10 protein-coding genes and 1 pseudogene are annotated in these 16,380 nt (G+C 73.0%); 6 read left to right on the top strand and 5 right to left on the bottom strand.

The genetic code is table 11. The annotated features are described in order from the left end of the window. Positions 1 to 9: 9 nt before the first annotated feature. The gene (locus Q3W68_RS12315) at positions 10 to 834 is read left to right on the top strand and encodes a carbohydrate ABC transporter permease (RefSeq protein ID WP_302905512.1); all 825 of its coding nucleotides are present in this window, start codon (positions 10 to 12) and stop codon (positions 832 to 834) included. Positions 835 to 933: 99 nt separating this feature from the next. On the opposite strand, the gene Q3W68_RS12320 is transcribed toward Q3W68_RS12315, so the two are convergent. Then, on the bottom strand, positions 934 to 2,427 hold the full coding sequence (locus tag Q3W68_RS12320) for an amino acid permease (RefSeq protein ID WP_302905513.1): 1,494 nt from the start codon (positions 2,425 to 2,427) through the stop codon (positions 934 to 936). Between the two features lie 274 nt (positions 2,428 to 2,701). Here Q3W68_RS12320 and Q3W68_RS12325 point away from each other — a divergent pair, with 274 nt between their 5' ends. Then, positions 2,702 to 4,366 (top strand): glycoside hydrolase family 10 protein, encoded by a 1,665-nt coding sequence (locus tag Q3W68_RS12325; RefSeq protein WP_302905514.1) that lies wholly within the window; start codon positions 2,702 to 2,704, stop codon positions 4,364 to 4,366. 160 nt (positions 4,367 to 4,526) lie between these two features. Continuing rightward, the gene (locus tag Q3W68_RS12330; RefSeq protein ID WP_302905515.1) at positions 4,527 to 5,069 is read left to right on the top strand and encodes a phospholipase; all 543 of its coding nucleotides are present in this window, start codon (positions 4,527 to 4,529) and stop codon (positions 5,067 to 5,069) included. A 105-nt stretch (positions 5,070 to 5,174) separates the two neighbouring features. On the opposite strand, the pseudogene Q3W68_RS12335 reads toward Q3W68_RS12330, so the two are convergent. Together Q3W68_RS12335 and Q3W68_RS12340 are read right to left on the bottom strand one after the other, a co-directional pair. Next, positions 5,175 to 7,934: pseudogene (locus tag Q3W68_RS12335) on the bottom strand (adenylate/guanylate cyclase domain-containing protein); the annotation flags it as partial. A gap of 155 nt (positions 7,935 to 8,089) precedes the next feature. Continuing rightward, the gene (locus Q3W68_RS12340; protein WP_302905517.1) at positions 8,090 to 8,305 is read right to left on the bottom strand and encodes a zinc ribbon domain-containing protein; all 216 of its coding nucleotides are present in this window, start codon (positions 8,303 to 8,305) and stop codon (positions 8,090 to 8,092) included. Between the two features lie 38 nt (positions 8,306 to 8,343). On the opposite strand from Q3W68_RS12340, the gene Q3W68_RS12345 reads away from it, so the two are divergent. The 3 genes from Q3W68_RS12345 (at position 8,344) to Q3W68_RS12355 (ending at position 14,125) form a co-directional block, all read left to right on the top strand. After that, positions 8,344 to 9,681: a lytic transglycosylase domain-containing protein gene (locus Q3W68_RS12345; protein WP_302905518.1), complete on the top strand. Its 1,338-nt coding sequence runs from the start codon at positions 8,344 to 8,346 to the stop codon at positions 9,679 to 9,681. Between the two features lie 67 nt (positions 9,682 to 9,748). Continuing rightward, entirely contained in the window at positions 9,749 to 10,765 is a 1,017-nt protein-coding gene (locus Q3W68_RS12350; protein ID WP_302905697.1) for a GNAT family N-acetyltransferase, read from the top strand. A gap of 90 nt (positions 10,766 to 10,855) precedes the next feature. Continuing rightward, entirely contained in the window at positions 10,856 to 14,125 is a 3,270-nt protein-coding gene (locus Q3W68_RS12355) for a lamin tail domain-containing protein (protein WP_302905519.1), read from the top strand. A gap of 32 nt (positions 14,126 to 14,157) precedes the next feature. Here Q3W68_RS12355 and Q3W68_RS12360 read toward each other — a convergent pair whose 3' ends face one another. Together Q3W68_RS12360 and hemB are read right to left on the bottom strand one after the other, a co-directional pair. Further along, positions 14,158 to 14,913, bottom strand: a complete 756-nt coding sequence (locus Q3W68_RS12360; RefSeq protein ID WP_302905520.1) for a helix-turn-helix transcriptional regulator — start codon at positions 14,911 to 14,913, stop codon at positions 14,158 to 14,160. A gap of 480 nt (positions 14,914 to 15,393) precedes the next feature. After that, positions 15,394 to 16,377, bottom strand: coding sequence for a porphobilinogen synthase (gene hemB / locus Q3W68_RS12365; protein WP_302905521.1), 984 nt, complete (start codon positions 16,375 to 16,377; stop codon positions 15,394 to 15,396). Positions 16,378 to 16,380: the final 3 nt, after the last annotated feature.

A 16,380-nucleotide genomic window follows, 5' to 3' on the forward strand; every position in this document is an offset into this window, starting at 1 on the left:
GGGGACGACATGAGGAACATGCGCACGGTGGGGCGGTACGCCGTACTGCTGCTGATCACCGCGATCTTCGTGACTCCCCTGGTCTGGATGCTGCTGACGTCGGTGAAGACGTACGACGACGCGCAGCGGGTGCCGCCCGGCTGGCTGCCGGACCCGTTCTCCACCTACGGCTACGGGCAGATCGTCGACAACGCGGCGAACCCGGTGCTGCGCTGGTTCGTCAACAGCATGGCGGCGGCCACCCTGCACACGCTGCTGGTGCTGGTGACCGCGTCGATGGCCGCGTACGCGCTGGCCCGGATGCGGTTCCGCGGACGCAAGCTGCTGTCCGCGCTGATCGTGGGCACGCTGTTCCTGCCGCCCACCTCGCTGATCATCCCGAACTTCATCATCGCCGAGCGGCTGAACTGGATCGACACGCTCACGGTGGTGATCGTGCCGGGCGCGGCCAGCGCGTTCGGGGTGTTCTTCCTGCGCCAGTTCTTCCTGTCCATCCCGGCCGAGCTGGAGGAGGCGGCGGTGCTGGACGGCGCGAACCACTGGCAGATCTTCCACCGGGTGCTGCTGCCGCTGTCGAAGCCGGCGCTGGCGACGCTCGCGGTCCTGTCGTTCCTGACCAACTGGAACGACTTCCTCTGGCCGGTGTACGTGCTGTTCAGCCCGGAACGGCTCACCCTGCCGGCGGGCCTGGGCCTGCTCCAGGGCGCGTACGTGACCGACTATCCGGTCATCATGGCGGGCGCGGTGCTGGCCAGCGTGCCGGTGCTGATCCTGTTCGTGCTCGCCCAGCGGCACATCATCCAGGGCGTGTCCCGCAGCGGCCTGAAGGGGTGAGCGGGTAAGGAAGGGCCCCTTCTTAACGCCTCCGGTAGTAGAAGGGCCCCTTCTTAACGCCGGGCGTTAAGAAGGGGCCCTTCCTTCGGGGGGCCCGCCTCAGGGGGTGGGGGCGGGCTCGGGGGTGTCCGAGTGCTCGCGCCGGGCGAGCCGGTTCTTGCGGTGGCCGTACCCGAAGTAGATGACCGCGCCGATCAGCATCCAGGCGAGGAACCGCAGCCAGGTCTCCACCGACAGGTTCAGGCTCAGGTAGAGGCACGCCAGCGCGGTGACGATCGGCAGCACCGGCGAGAACGGCACCCGGAACGGCCGCTCCAGGTCGGGGCGGCGCTTGCGCAGGATCGGCACCGCGATGGCGACCAGCGTGAACGCGCAGAGCGCGCCGATGCTGACCAGGTCGGCGAGCGCGGACAGCGGCAGGAAGCCGGCCAGCAGCGCCACCGCGATCGTCATGATCCCGGCGATCCGGTACGGCGTGCCCCAGCGCGGGTGCACCTTGGCGATGGCGGGCGGGATGAGCCCGTCCCGGGCGATGGCGAAGCCGATCCGGCCCATGGCCACCAGGTCGACCAGGATCACGCTTGTCAGCCCGGCGACGGCGGCGATGGAGACGAGCACCGCGGCCCACCCGGCGCCGACCGCCCGGAACGCGGACGCGATCGGCGCGCCCTCGTCGATCTCGGTGTACTTGACCATGCCGACCACGACCAGCGAGACGCCGATGTAGAGCACCGTGGAGATGAGCAGCGTGCCGAGCAGACCCAGCGGCAGGTCCCGCTTGGGCTTGCGGGTCTCCTCACCCAGGTTCGCCACGGCCTCGAACCCGGTGTACGCGAAGAACACGACGGCGGCGGCGGTGAGCACCCCGACGAAGCCGAAGACGGAGGGTTCCAGCCCGAAGAGCGCCTGGGTGACCGGTTGCTTGATGCCGTCGTCCCCGGCACCGGCCGGCTCGGCGGACGGGATGAACGGGCTGAGGTTGGCCGCCTTGACGAAGAACAGCCCGGCGATGACGACGAAGGCACAGATCGCCACCTTGACCAGCACCAGCAGGTTGGTGACCCGGGCCGACTCGCGGATGCCGACGATGGCGACCACGCCGAGCACCAGCACGATGCCGATCGCGCCGAGGTTGACGACGCTGCCCTCCTCGGCGAACCAGGCGCTGGGCAGGCCGAACAGGTCGGCGAGGTAGCCGGACCAGCCGCGGGCCACCACCGCCGCGCCGAGCGCGAACTCCAGCAGCAGGTCCCAGCCGATGATCCAGGCGACGATCTCGCCCATGGTCGCGTACGCGTAGGTGTAGGCGCTGCCGGCGGTCGGCACGCTGCTGGCGAGTTCGGCGTAGCAGAGCGCGGCGAGCAGCGCGACCAGGCCGGCGATGCCGAACGAGATCACCACGCCCGGCCCGGCGCTGTTGCGCGCCTCGACCCCGGTGAGCGTGAAGATGCCGGTGCCGATCACGATGCCGATGCCGAAGCCCATCAGGTCGACCGCGCCGAGCCGGCGCCGCAGGCCCGGTTTGCCGTCCTCGCCGTCGGCGTCGCCCTGGGCGAGCACGTCCCGGATCGGCTTGGTACGCAGGACCGACATCTGATCACCTCCCCCGCCGTGTGCCCGCCACGGTGGCGGTCTGTGATCGGGCTAGCTACCCAGCCGTTTTCCGCTCCAATCCGGCACCGCAGGTCTCGGAATCGTCACGATCCGGCCGAGTCGGACGGCGCGGGACATCGATCGGCCGTCAGGGTCTTGCGCCGGGCACGGATAGATGAAAGTTTTCTACCGGAGGCATGGGTAGCGCGGCGAATCTTGCCGCCACACCCCGCCGCCGACCGTCCCCCCGGACCCGACGAAGGGACCGCACCGCATGAAGGCAACTCGGCTCGGAGCCGCCGCGCTGGTCGCGGCGCTGCTCGGCACGCTGGTCGCCGGCACACCGGCGCAGGCCGCCCCCGGCGACACCGGCACCACAACTTCCCCCTCCACCGACTGCGTCACCGACCCGGCCACCCCCAAGCGCCAGTTCCGGGCCATGTGGATCGCCTCGGTGACGAACATCGACTGGCCCAGCAAGGACTCCTGGACCGCGCCGGACCAGGTGGCCAAGCAGAAGGCCGAATACCTGGCCTGGCTCGACCTGGCCCGGAAGCTCAACCACAACGCCGTCGTGGTCCAGGTCCGCCCGACCGCCGACGCGTTCTGGCCCTCGCCGTACGAGCCGTGGTCGGAGTACCTGACCGGCGTACGCGGCAAGAACCCCGGCTGGGACCCGCTGGCCTTCCTGGTCGCCGAGTCGCACAAGCGCAACCTGGAGTTCCACGCCTGGTTCAACCCGTACCGCGTCTCCATGCCCGCGCCCGGCGGCGCCGGCGCCGACCTGTCGCAACTGGCCCCGGACAGCCCGGCCCGCCAGCACCCCGACTGGGTCTTCGCCTACCCGCCCGCCGGCGTCGCCGGCAGCCGGCTCTACTACAACCCCGGCATCCCCGAGGTCCGCGAGTTCGTCCAGACCGCGATGATGGACGCGGTCAAGCGGTACGACATCGACGGCGTGCACTTCGACGACTACTTCTACCCGTACCCGAGCGGCACTCACCAGGTGCCCGACGACGCCACGTTCGCGGCGTACAACAGGGGCTTCACGGACAAGGCCGACTGGCGGCGGGACAACATCAACCTGCTGATCCAGGAGATGAACGCCAAGATCAAGGCGGTCAAGCCGTATGTGAAGTTCGGCGTCAGCCCGTTCGGCATCTGGCGCAACGCGTCGGCCGACCCGAACGGCTCGGACACCACCGGCTCGCAGTCGTACGACATCATCTCCGCCGACTCCCGCAAGTGGGTCAAGGAGGAGTGGATCGACTACATCGTGCCGCAGCTCTACTGGTACATCGGCCAGTACCCGGCCGCCGACTACGCCCGGCTGGTGCCGTGGTGGGCCGAGCAGGTGCGCGGCACGCGGGTCCAGCTCTACATCGGCCAGGCCGACTACAAGAGCGGTGACCCGGCGTACGGGTCGTTCTGGATGAACCCGCAGGAGCTGTCGAACCACCTGACGCTCAACCGGTCGTACCCGGAGGTGCTCGGCAACGTGCACTTCTCCGCGGTGCAGGTCCGGGCGAACCGGCTCGGCGCCACCGACATCTACGCCGCCGAGCACTACTCCCGCCCGGCGCTGGTGCCCACCATGACGCATCTGCCGCGCAAGCCGCTGCTGTTCCCGGTGGTCACCAAGGCCCAGCGGGAGGCGGACGGGGTACGCCTGAGCTGGCGTCAGCCCGCCGACGGCAAGGGCCCGCTCGGCACCGCCGCGTCGTACGCGATCTACCGGTTCGACGGGCACGGCCTGGCCGGGCGCTGCGACTTCGCCGACGCCTCGCACCTGGTCGGCACCGTGCGGGCCACCGACGGCGCCGTGCAGTCCTGGGTGGACACCACGGCGGCCGACGACGCCCGGTACACCTACTACGTGACCGCGCTGGACCGGCTGGCGAACGAGAGCCCGGCGAGCCCGCCGCGCTTCGTGCGCTGACCCCCACCGGATGCCCCCGGGCCGCCTCGCGCGACCCGGGGGCATTCGTCTGTTCAGGCGGATGTCAGCGAGCCGCTCCCCGGGGCATCGCCCCAGCTCACCCCTTTGATCGACACTTGTCGACATCCGGAGATCCCGGCCACCACCCGCGGAGGTTCCCGTGTCCCGTCGCCTCGCCACCACCCTCGCCGCCGGAACACTCGCCCTGCTCACCCTGCTCGGCCTGGCCACACCGGCCGCCGCGGCGGTGAGCACCCAGCAGAAGCTGTCCGTCCTGACCAGCTGGACGCAGACCAGCGCGTCCAGCTACAACGCCTGGAACAGCGCCCGGCAGAACCGGGCGCCCTGGACCGGGTACGGCTTCGACTGGTCCACCGACTACTGCTCGTCCAGCCCGGACAACCCGATCGGGTTCAACTTCAAGCTCTCCTGCTACCGGCACGACTTCGGCTACCGCAACCACAAGGCGATGGGCGTCTTCTCGGCCGGCAAGTCCCGCCTGGACAGCGCCTTCTACGCCGACCTGAAGCGCGTCTGCGCCACGTACAACGCGGTGGTCCGGCCCGCCTGCTACAGCCTCGCCTGGACGTACTACCAGGCGGTGAGCGTCTTCGGCTCGGTCGCCGCCGTGTCGCAGGCCGACCTCGACCGCGCCGCCCGGATGAAGGCCGACGCCGAGCGCCGGGCCGCCGCCCGCGCCTGACCCACCACGCGGGGAGTCCGCCGGCCCGCGGGCTCCCCGACGCGCTCAGCCGGCCGTGCTGCGCGGCTCGAACGCCGGCCACGAACCCGGCGGCGGCTGCGCGCCGAACCGGGGCGAGTCGGCGGCCAGGTCCGGGTGCTCGACGTGCAGCGCCAGCGCCGCCACCTCGTCCAGCCGCAGCCCCGACCCGGCGCCGTAGGCGGCGTCGAACGCCTCGTCACCGAGCACCCGGCGCAGCTCCGTCTGCCGGGCCGACCAGTACGGGTCGTATATCCCCGGCGTGGCCCGCAGGTTCGCCCTGGTGGCCTGCGCCGCCCCGAACAGCCGGGCCGCGGACAGCGCGTCCCCGGCGAGCGCGCAGCGCACCGCTATCGCGTTTATCGTGTCGCAGGCCCGGCCCAGGTAGCCGTGGCTCATCCGGGACCGCAACGCCACCAGCAAATGCTCGTGCGCCGCGACCAGATCGCCCCGGGCCAGGGCCACCATGCCGAGCAGCATGTCCACCGACCGGCCGCCCCGCTCGGCCGGCCGGGCCGCCTCGACCGGGCGGGCCGCGGCGAGCAGGTCGGCCGCCTGGTCCAGCGCGCCCCGGCGCCAGAGCAGCTCGGCGAGGTTGTAGACGGCCAGCAGCGCGTCCCCCACCACGTCCTGCGCGAACGCCCAGTCGATCACCTCACGGCAGACCCGCTCCGCCTCGGCGAACTGCCCCATGTCGACCAGCGGCGCGGCGCGTCCGGCCAGCACCCGGGCCAGCAACCCCCGGTCGCCGGACTGCCGGGCGGCCGCCTCGGCCCGCTGCGAGTACCGTAGTTCCTCGCCGAACTCGCCGTCGGCGCCCGCGTGCAGCGAATGCATGTGGTACGCGGCGGCCAGCTCGGCGTCCGGCATCACCTCGCCGGTCTCGGCGAGGCGGCCGTAGAGCCGGAACAGCCAGAGCCGCCCCTCTCGGGCCAGCCCGCGCTCCCGCCACCACTGGTCCAGGTCACCGGCCAGCGACAGCCCCGACCGTGCGCTGCCACCGGTGGCGCACCAGCGCAACGCGGCCCGCAGTTCGTTCGCGAGCGGGTCGAGCGCGTACAGGGAGAGCGTCACGGGGCGGCCGTCCGGTCCCAGGTGTGCCCGGTCCAGCGCGTGCCGGCACCAGGCGACGTGCCGGTCCCGGGCGCTCTGTTCCTCGCCCGCCTCGACCAGCCGCCGGGCCGCGTACGCCCGGATCGGGTCGAGCATCCGGTAGGTGCTGCCGGAGGCGTGCGGCTCGGCCAGCACCATCGACTTGTCCACGAGCACCGAGAGCGGGTCGAGCGGGTCCTCGTCGAGCAGCCACTGCACCGTCGGCAGGTCCACCGGGCCGGCGAACACCGCCATCCAGCGCAGCAGCCGGGCCGAGCGCGCCCCCAGCGTCCGGTACGACCACGTCACGGTGGCCTGGATGGTCAGGTGCCGTTCGCTCGCCGAGCGCTGCACCGCCCGGGTCGCCGGGGTGGGCGGGGCGGCGCCGGTCGCGGCGGCCACCAGGTCCACCGTGTCCTGCTGGTTGCCGCTCCAGCCCGCCTCCACCGGCGGCGGCTCCGCCGTCTCGCGGCCGGCGTCGAGCGTGCCCAGCATGTCGTCCAGCCGCTCGGCCAGTTGCCCGGCCGAGAGCACCCGCAGCCGGGCCGCGGCAAGCTCGATGGCCAGCGGCAGCCCGTCCAGGCGGCGTACCACCCGGTGCAGGTCGGCCTGCTCGGCCGGCTCCGGCGCCCGTCCGCCCCGGGCCACCGCGGTACGGTCCAGCAGCAGCGCCACCGCGTCGCTGCCCCCGCCGTCGGGCCCCTCGTCGACCGACAGCGGCGGGATCCGCCACACCACCTCGCCGGGTACGCCGAACGACTCCCGGCTGGTCGCCAGCACCCGCACACCCCGGCCACCGGCCAGCAACCGGCCGATCACCTCGGCCGACGCCGCGGTCTGGGCGTCGCAGGTGTCGAGCAGCACGAGCATCCGGCGCGGCGCCGCGTACTCGACGAGGGTGTCGACCATCGGCCGGCCCGGCTCGGGACGGAGGCCGAGCACGGCGGCGATCTCGAACGCCACCAGCCCCGGGTCGGTCACCGCGGCGATGTCGACGAACCAGACGCCGTCCGGGTAGTCCTCGACGAGCCCGGAGGCCAGCTCCACCGCCAGCCGGGTCTTGCCGGCGCCGCCCGCGCCGAGCACCGTCACCAGGCGGTACGCCTCGACCAGCCGCCCCAGCTCGGCGCGCTCGGCCTGCCGGCCGACGAACGAGGTGACCTGGGTGGGCAGGTTGTGCGCTGTCGCGTCGGCGGTACGCGGACGCGGGAACCGCCGCTCCAGTCCGGGCGCGACGAGCTGGAACAGCCGCTCCCGGTCGTCGAAGCCGCGCAGCCGGTGCAGCCCGAGGTCCAGCAGGGACACCCCGTCCGGCAGCGGGTCGGCGTGCTGGGCGGTAGCGGCCGAGCAGAGCACCTGCCCGCCGTGCGCGGCGGCGGCCACCCGGGCGGCCCGGTGCACCTCGGGGCTGGCGTACTCGCCGTCGCGGGGCTCGGCGTAGCCGGTGTGCAGCCCCATCCGTACCCGAGGGGTGGCGTCCGGGTTGGGCCACTCGTGGCCGGCGAGCGCGCGCTGCGCGGTCAGGCAGGCGCGGACCGCGGCGGCGGCGTCGGGGAACGCGAGGAAGAACGAGTCCCCCTCGGTCAGCAGCTCCGCGCCGTCGGTGCCGGCCAGGGTGTCGCGCAGCAGCCGCCGGTGCTCGTGCAGGACCGGGCGGTAGACCGGGCCGAGCATCCGGGCCAGCCGCGTCGAGCCCTCGATGTCGGTGAACACGAAGGTCACCCACCCGCTGGGGAGGTGGTGTCCTTGCGACATACGTCGAACCTCCGCCCGGTGACGTCGGGTTCATGCTGCCCTATGGTCGTGCCGTCACGCATCGTGAGAACGGCTGGGCAGATTCCGCCCCAAGGTGCCAAAAGATCACAGCGGCGGCAAGACCCCGATCGACCCGCGGGACGGGCGGCGGAAGGTCAGCAGCCGCAGGAGCCGCCGCAACAACCGCCACCGCTGGGAATCCCACCGCTCGGAGCGGAGCCGCCCCGGCCGGTGACGGCCACCGTGGACAGCAGTTTCACCGTGTCGGCGTGGCCCTGCGGGCAGGTGGCCGGCTGTGCGGCCTCGGCCATCGGGCGGTTGACCTCGAAGGTGTCGCCGCACGCGCGGCAACGGAACTCGTACCGGGGCATGGCCCAAGCGTACGGCCGGGCCTGACGTCGTCACCCGGATGGGTGATACTCGACGGGTGGTGGACGGCGAACGGCGAGCGACGGCCCGGCCCCTGCGACCCGCCGCGCCGCCCGACGACGGCACCCCGCCCGTCCCTCGACCCCGCGAGCGCGATTCCCTCCCCCCGGAGCAACCCGCCGACCCGGCCCGCGACGCAGCCGGCGCGGGTGCGGCGGCCGACGCGGGCGGCGAGCCCGGCGCGAAGCCGCATGCCACGGCCGGCGCCGAGGCCGGCGAGAAACCGGCCCTCAAGCCGGGCGTGGAGCTGGACGCCCAGCCCGGCGGGAAGCCACAGCCCGAATCAGCCGTGAAGGCGGACGGCGAGCCCGGCTCGGGCGGGGACGAGCAGCCGGAGTCCGGGCCGGAGAGGAAGGCCGAGGCGGCGGCCGAGAGCGGCGGGCGGCGTCGGCGGATGCCGTTCGCACACGCCGTCCGAGCGCGCCCCAGGCAGCTCGCCGTCGGCGCGGCCCGGGCCACCCGGGCCTGGTCCCGGCGGCCCGGCGGGCGCACCACGCTGCCCGCGCTGTTCCTGCTCGCCCTGGTCGCCGCCGCCGCCACGGCCGGTGCGGTGATCGTGCCGGCGGCGGTCGGCCGTCCGGAACCGGTCGCCGAGGCGACGCCGTCGCAGAGCGTGCCGCAGACCGCCGCGGCGCCCGCCACGCCTCCGTTGCCGGAGCTGACCGGCCTGCCCGGCACCGCCGCGCCGACCGGCACGCCGCTGCCGGGCGCGACCACCGCCCCGGTGCTGCCCACCGGACGTCCGGCCGACGCGCTCGCCGGCTGGGCGCAGCGGGTCAGCGCGGTGACCGGCATCCCCCCGGTGGCGCTCCAGGCGTACGCCTACGCCGAGCTGGTGCTCGCCCAGACCAACCGCGCCTGCCAGTTGAGCTGGACCACGCTGGCCGCCATCGGGTACGTCGAGTCGCGCCACGGCTCGGCCAACGGCGCCACACTGCAAGCCGACGGCCTGGCCCTGCCGGAGATCAAGGGGCAGCCGCTCGACGGGCAGGGTGGCCGGTCCCGCATCCTCGACACCGATCAGGGAGCGCTCGACGGCGACCGGGTCCACGACCGGGCGCTCGGCCCGATGCAGTTCATCCCGACCACCTGGCAGGAGATCGGCGCGGACGCCGACGGCGACGGCGCCAAGAACCCGCACGACATCGACGACGCGGCGCTGGCCGCCGGGCTCTACCTGTGCAAGGGCGGCCGGAACATGACCATCCCGGGCGACTGGTGGGGCGCCATCCTCTCCTACAACGATGTGCGTCGGTACGCCCAGGCCGTCTTCGACAAGGCCGACGAGTACGGCAGGCTCAGCCGCAACGTGAGGTGACGGCTCGCGTACATTCGCGGACTCAACCCTTCCCCCCGGCTGCCGTTGACGGCAAGCTAGACGGGTGATGGTGCGCGAGTGGGATCCCAGGACCGCGTCGTCCGCCGAGATCGCGTCCCTGCTGGACACGCTGAACGCGGTCCTGGCGGCCGATCTGCCGCAGGATCCGCCATGGCGGGAGAGCTCCATGCGGGAGTATCTGTCCGAGGTGATGCCCGGCGAGCGGCGGATATCGTGGGTCGCGCAGGACGACGCCGCCCCGGACGGCACGCCCGGTGCGATCCTCGGGCATGTGCACGTGCTGCTGCTCGGCGGGATCGGCGTGCTGGAGGTGCTGGTGCACCCGTCGATCCGGCGCAGCGGCATCGGCCGCGAGCTGGTGCGGGTGGCCGCCCGCCGGGTCTGGGACGAGGGCTTCCAGTCGATCGGCGTGGAGGTGGTCGGCGACACCCCGGCCGTGGCGTTCTACGAGTCGCTGGGCTTCACCCGCGACTACGTGGAGACCCGCAGCGTGCTCGACCTGCGCTCGGTGGACTGGCCGGCGCTCACCGAGATGGCCGCCGAGGTCGGCGCGGGCTACCGCGTGGAGTTCTGGCCGGGTGGCCCGCCGGACGAGCTGATCGAGGCGTACGCGCGGGCCAAGGCCGAGGTGCGCGACTCCGACGACGTCGAGCTGCGGCCCAGTTCCTACGACCCGGACCGGCTGCGCGACAGCCTCGCCACGCTGCACCGGCGCGGCATGAAGCCGTACATCGTGCTTGCGCTGCACGAGCGGACCGGCGAGGTGGCCGGGTTGACCGAGGTGGTGGTGCCGGCGCAGCACCCGACCCGGGCCGACCAGTACGACACGATCGTCGTCCACGACCACCGCGGCTACGGCATCGACCGGGCCATCAAGGCGCGGATGCTGCTGGAACTGCGCTCGGCCGAGCCGGAGGTGGCCGAGGTGCAGACCTGGAACGCGCAGGACAACGAGTCGATGCTGAAGGTCAACGCCGAGCTGGGCTACCGCCCCGACCGCGACTGGTGCGAATACGGTGTGGACGTCGCCGAGCTGGTGCACCGGCTGGACAGTCACCGCTGAGGCTTCACGTCCGGCCATCGAAGGGCTGGACGGTGAGCCCACGAGAGCCTTAACGTTCGTTAGTTCCTGTCCACCCATCGTGGAGGCCCCATGCGCCCGCGCCGCACCCTCGCCGCGCTCGCGACCACAGCCGCCGTCACCCTCACGGCGATCGCTGTCGCACCCACCGCGGCCAGCGCCGCGCCCACCGACCTGCTCATCTCGGAGTACGTCGAGGGGTCGTCCAACAACAAGGCCGTCGAGCTGTACAACGGCACCGGCGCCCCGATCGACCTGGCGGCCGGCGGCTACCAGCTCCAGCTCTTCTTCAACGGCGCCACCACCTCCACGAACGTGAGCCTGACCGGCACCGTCGCCGCCGGTGACGTGTTCGTCTTCGCCGCCGCGGCGGCCGCGCCGGCGATCCTCGCCCAGGCCGACCAGACGTACTCCGGCTCGCTGTTCAACGGCGACGACGCGCTCGTGCTGCGCAAGGGCGACGCGGTGGTCGACTCCCTGGGCCAGGTCGGCGTCGACCCGGGCACCGAGTGGGGCAGTGGGCTCACCAGCACTGCGGACAACACGCTGCGCCGGCTGCCGTCGGTGACCGCCGGCGACACCGACCCGGCGGACGCGTTCGACCCGGCCGCGCAGTGGGCCGGCTTCGCCACCGACACGTTCGACGGGCTGGGCAGCCACACCGTCGGCGGCGGCCCGGTGGACCAGCCGCCCACGCTGGCCTGCGGCGGTGCGCTGACGCTGTCGGCGGGCGCCACCGCCACTCGCGAGGTCACCGCGACCGACGCCGACGACACGGTCACCGACCTGGCGGTCACCTCGGTCGTGCCGGTGCCGGCGAGCGGCTCGATCAGCCGTACCGCGTTCACCCCGGCGACCGGGAACGGTGGCACCGCCACCGCGACGCTGACCGCCACCGGCCTGCCGGCCGGCAGCTACGCGGTCACCGTCACCTCCGCCGACGCCGAGGGCGGCACCGCCACCTGCACGCTCACCGTGCAGGCCACCAGCGTGCTGTCGATCGGCGAGGTGCAGGGCCGCACCGCCGACGACGAGGACGGCCGCACCGACCGGTCGCCGCTCGCACCGGCCAGCGGCAACGGCACCAGCTCCACGCTGTACGACGTGCGCGGCGTCATCACCGGCATGTCGCTGACCCGCAGCTCGGCCGGGGCCGACCAGTGGGGCTTCTACCTGCAGAGCCGGCTCGGCAGCGAGGACGGCGACCCGCTGACCTCCGACGGCCTGTTCGTCTTCATGGGCTCGTTCACCACGCTGATCGGCGGGTACGCCCCGACCGTCGGGGACGAGGTCGTGCTGCGCGGCCGGGTGTCCGAGTACTTCAACCAGACCCAGCTCTCCGGCGCCTCGCTGGTCCGCAAGCTGGACTCCGGCCTCGACGTGGACACCGCGGTCCGGGTCGACGACGCGACCCCGCCGGCCGAGGCGGCCGCCGCCGACCTGTTCTGGGAGCGGCACGAGGGCGAGCGGATGCGGGTACGCGCCGGCAGCGGCGTGTCCGCGCCCCGGCACATCTACTCCTCCACCGCCGACTCCGAGATCTACGTGCTGGACCGCGAAGACCCGATCATGAAGCGGTCCGACCCGTACGCCCGGCGGGTGTTCCGGGACGCGCACCCCCTCGACGACATCCCCGGCACGCTGTTCGACAACGGCAACAACCAGCGCATCCTGCTGGGCGCCGGCGGTGTGAAGGCAACGGCCGGTGACTCCCGGGCGCTGCTGCCCGAGGCGCGCACCTTCGACACGCTCACCGAGGACGCCTACGGCTCCGTCTCGTACGCGTTCAGCAAGTACAGCGTGCAGCCCGAGCAGCTCACCCTGACCGGTGGCGCCGACCCGGCCGGGAACCACCCGCCGCAGCCCGCCGACCGGGGCAGCGAGGTCGCGATCGCCACCTACAACGTGGAGAACCTGTACGACTACCGGGACGACCCGTTCGACGGCTGCGACTTCGCCGGCAACACCGGATGCCCCGGTGTCAGCCCGCCGTTCGACTACGTCCCGGCGAGCCCCGATGCGTACGCCGCCCGGCTGGCCGTGCAGGCCCGCCAGATCGTCGACTCGCTGCACAGCCCGGATCTGATCCTGGTGCAGGAGGCCGAGGACCAGGACATCTGCTCGGTGGTCGACGGCGCTCTGGCCTGCGGCGACACCGACAACGCAGACGGCGCGCCGGACACCGTGCAGGAGCTGGCGCTGACCATCGCGGCCAACGGCGGCCCGGCGTACGCCGCCGCGTACGACCGGACCGGCGCGGACGCCCGGGGCATCGCCTCGGCGTTCCTCTACCGCACCGACCGCCTCACGCTCGCCGAGGCGACGGCCGCGGACCCGCTGCTGGGCTCCGCCCCGACCGTCCAGTACCGCTCGGCGGCACTGCCGTCCAACGCCGACGTGCAGAACCCCAAGGCGTTCAACGCGGTGCTGCCGGCCGACGTGGACCGGTCGACCGGGGTCGACGGCAGCAACGTCTACACCCGCGCGGCGCAGGCGGCCCGGTTCACAGTCAAGGCCGCGCCCGGATCGAGTGAGCGGTTCACGCTCTGGGCGGTCGCCAACCACTTCTCGTCCGGGCCGGACAGCCGGGTCGGGCAGCGCCGCGAGCAGGCCGCGTACGGGGCGGCGATCGTGCAGGCGGTCGAGGCGAGCGACCCGAACGCCCGCGTGGTGTACGGCGGCGACCTGAACGTCTTCCCCCGCCCGGACGACCCGATCGCCACTGCCCAGAACCCGACCCCGTCGGACCAGCTCGCCCCGCTGTACGAGGCCGGGCTGCACAACCTCTGGGACGACCTGGTGAAGGACGCGCCGGCGTCGGCGTACTCGTACACCTTCAGCGGCCAGGCGCAGACGCTGGACAACCTGTTCGTGAACGACCCGATGCACGACGACCTGGTGCAGGTACGGACGGCGCACATCAACGCCGACTACCCCACCGACGCGCCGGAACTGGGCGACCGGGGCGCCAGCGACCACGACCCGCAGGTGGCCCGGTTCCGGTCGCACGCCTCGCTGCGGGTCGCGGACACCTCGGTCACCGAGGGCGACAAGGGCACCAGCGCGATGACGTTCACCGTCACCGTGTCCCGCCCGCTCTCCGAGCCGGCCCTGATCTGCGCGACCACGTACGGCACCACAGCCCAGGCCGGGTCGGACTACGACCCGTACGTGGGCTGCCGGGTACTGGCCGCGGGCCGGACCTCGCTGACGTTCCCGGTCACCGTGCGCGGTGACCGTAAGCGCGAGGCGGACGAGAAGCTCACGCTGTACGTGGCGGGTGTGCCGGGCCTGCGGCTCGCCGACCCGTCCGGCGTCGGGACGATCCTGAACGACGACTGAGCGGCGTTGCGCGCGGCGGCCCGTCGATCCCCTCATGGGCGGATCGGCGGGCCGCCGCGGTAGCCGCACCGCTGCGGATCGGGTGGAGGGGGCACGCTCCGGTACTTGGCCACCCGCACCTCCCACTGGCTGCGGCGGCGCAGCCAGTCCCGGACCTCGCGATTGCGGTAGAAGGTCTCCGGCGGGCGGGCCAGCCCGTACCGGTCGGCCCACCACTCCCCCGGCTCCGGGTCGGTGACGATGTCGAGGTGGGACGGGTAGCGCCGCTCCGCGCCGTCCCGCAGGTCGGCCCGGTCCCGCATCGGCTTGAGCACCCGCCCGGCCTCGTCGACGACCACGAGCCGGAAGCCGGCCGTGCCGACGATGCGCGACAGCATGGCCAGGCTCGGCGTCAGGCTGCCCGCCTCGATCCGCCCGATCGTGCTCGGATGGACCCGGGCGAACCGGGCCAGCTCGCGCTGGCTGGCGTCGGCGCGACGACGCACCGCCCGGACGATCCCCGGCGCCGGGAACGGGACGTCGAACGGCTCGGTGAGCAGCGCCGGCCCGCCGTCTCCCGCCGCCTCGGCGGGCGCGGCGGGTGCGGCCGGTGCGGCCGGTGCGGCGCAGGCTCCCGGGTCCGTGCCAGTGCCAGTGTCCGTGGCCGTGGCCATGTCCGTGGCCGTGGCCGTGGCCATGTCCGTGGCCGTGGCCGTGGCCATGTCCGTGGCCGTGGCGGCGGTGCCGGCGCCTGTGGCGGTGCCGGTTGCGGTGGCCGCCTTCGGCTCGGTGTCGGCGATGTCTGTCACGCCACCAACGGTCCCGTCTCGCGCACGGGCCCGGCAACCCCGCTCCCCGCCCCTGTGGAAAACCCGGGATGCGGCGTCCAAGCCCGCTCGGCACCGACCGTCGGTACATACAGAGGGTCACGCTCACACAGGGTTACGGCCCGCCGGGGAAGCGAGCGCTCCAGCACCATTACAACACGGCTTAATCGGACATAGCTGTCGTGGTCACTGGAGGAGGAAGGACCACCTACGCCGACTTTGCTCTGCAGCCATCGAGGCAGCGCTCACGGTTGGTGGCAGTTGCGCCAATGGCTGCAGAGCAAAGTCGGCGAGGGGTGAAGTGTCCTGCCACCCCAGGCAACACGCTGAGTGACCTCCTGGGGCTGTGGACAACGCGCGGCGACCACAACTAGGAGGGCGAACCCGGAAGACTTGACTCGGCGAGCCGAGCTCGCCGCCGCGCGTGCCGGCAGCAGAGGAGCCGCGCCGGCCGAGCGTCGGTCAGTAGCGCTCGCGCAGCAACTGGGCGGCCTCGACGGCCCAGTAGGTGAGGATGATCTGGGCGCCGGCCCGGCGGATCGAGGTGAGCGTCTCCAGCATCACGCGCTCCCGGTCGATCCAGCCGTTCGCAGCGGCGGCCTCGACCATCGCGTACTCGCCGGAGACCTGGTAGGCCGCGACCGGGACGTTCACCGCGGCCCGGACCGCCGACACCACGTCGAGGTAGGGCAGCGCCGGCTTGACCATCAACATGTCGGCGCCCTCGGCCACGTCCAGCTCGACCTCGCGCAGCGACTCGCGCAGGTTCGCCGGGTCCTGCTGGTAGGCGCGCCGGTCCCCCTCCAGCGCCGACTCCACGGCGTCGCGGAACGGGCCGAAGAAGGCGGAGGCGTACTTCACCGCGTACGCGAGCACCGAGACGTCCTGGTGCCCGGCGGTGTCCAGTGCCCTGCGGACCACGCCGACCTGGCCGTCCATCATCCCGGACGGCCCGACCACGTGGACCCCGGCGGCGGCCTGGGCCACCGCCATGTCGGCGTACGCGGCGAGCGTGGCGTCGTTGTCGACCTCGCCGTCCGGGGTGAGCAGGCCGCAGTGCCCGTGCGAGGTGAACTCGTCCAGGCACAGGTCGCTCATCACCACTGTCGAGTCGCCGACCTCGGCGATCACGTCCCGGATCGCCGTGTTGAGGACACCGGCCGGGTCGATGCCACCGGAACCGGTCTCGTCCCGCGTCGCCGGCACCCCGAACAGCATGATCCCGCCGACCCCGGCCTGCACCGCCTCCGCGGCGGCCTTGCGCAGCGAGTCCCGGGAGTGCTGGAGCACCCCCGGGAGCGACGCGATGGCCCGCGGCTCGGTCAGCCCCTCCTTGACGAACATCGGCACGACCAGCTCAGCCGGGTCGACGCGGGTCTCGGAGACCAGCCGCCGCACGGCCGCGTTGCGGCGCAGCCGGCGGGGCCGGATCTCGGGGTACGGCATGAC

The organism is Micromonospora sp. C28ISP2-4 (genome assembly GCF_030519385.1).
Taxonomy (GTDB): Bacteria; Actinomycetota; Actinomycetes; order Mycobacteriales; family Micromonosporaceae; genus Micromonospora; species Micromonospora tulbaghiae.

Bases quoted from the DNA above. Each gene is read 5' to 3' on its own strand.
- Q3W68_RS12315 (WP_302905512.1), top strand. From the start codon at position 10: ATGAGGAACATGCGCACGGTGGGGCGGTACGCCGTACTGCTGCTGATC.
- Q3W68_RS12320 (WP_302905513.1), bottom strand. From the start codon at position 2,427: ATGTCGGTCCTGCGTACCAAGCCGATCCGGGACGTGCTCGCCCAGGGC.
- Q3W68_RS12325 (WP_302905514.1), top strand. From the start codon at position 2,702: ATGAAGGCAACTCGGCTCGGAGCCGCCGCGCTGGTCGCGGCGCTGCTC.
- Q3W68_RS12340 (WP_302905517.1), bottom strand. From the start codon at position 8,305: ATGCCCCGGTACGAGTTCCGTTGCCGCGCGTGCGGCGACACCTTCGAG.
- Q3W68_RS12345 (WP_302905518.1), top strand. From the start codon at position 8,344: ATGGGTGATACTCGACGGGTGGTGGACGGCGAACGGCGAGCGACGGCC.
- Q3W68_RS12350 (WP_302905697.1), top strand. From the start codon at position 9,749: ATGGTGCGCGAGTGGGATCCCAGGACCGCGTCGTCCGCCGAGATCGCG.
- Q3W68_RS12355 (WP_302905519.1), top strand. From the start codon at position 10,856: ATGCGCCCGCGCCGCACCCTCGCCGCGCTCGCGACCACAGCCGCCGTC.
- hemB (WP_302905521.1), bottom strand. From the start codon at position 16,377: ATGCCGTACCCCGAGATCCGGCCCCGCCGGCTGCGCCGCAACGCGGCC.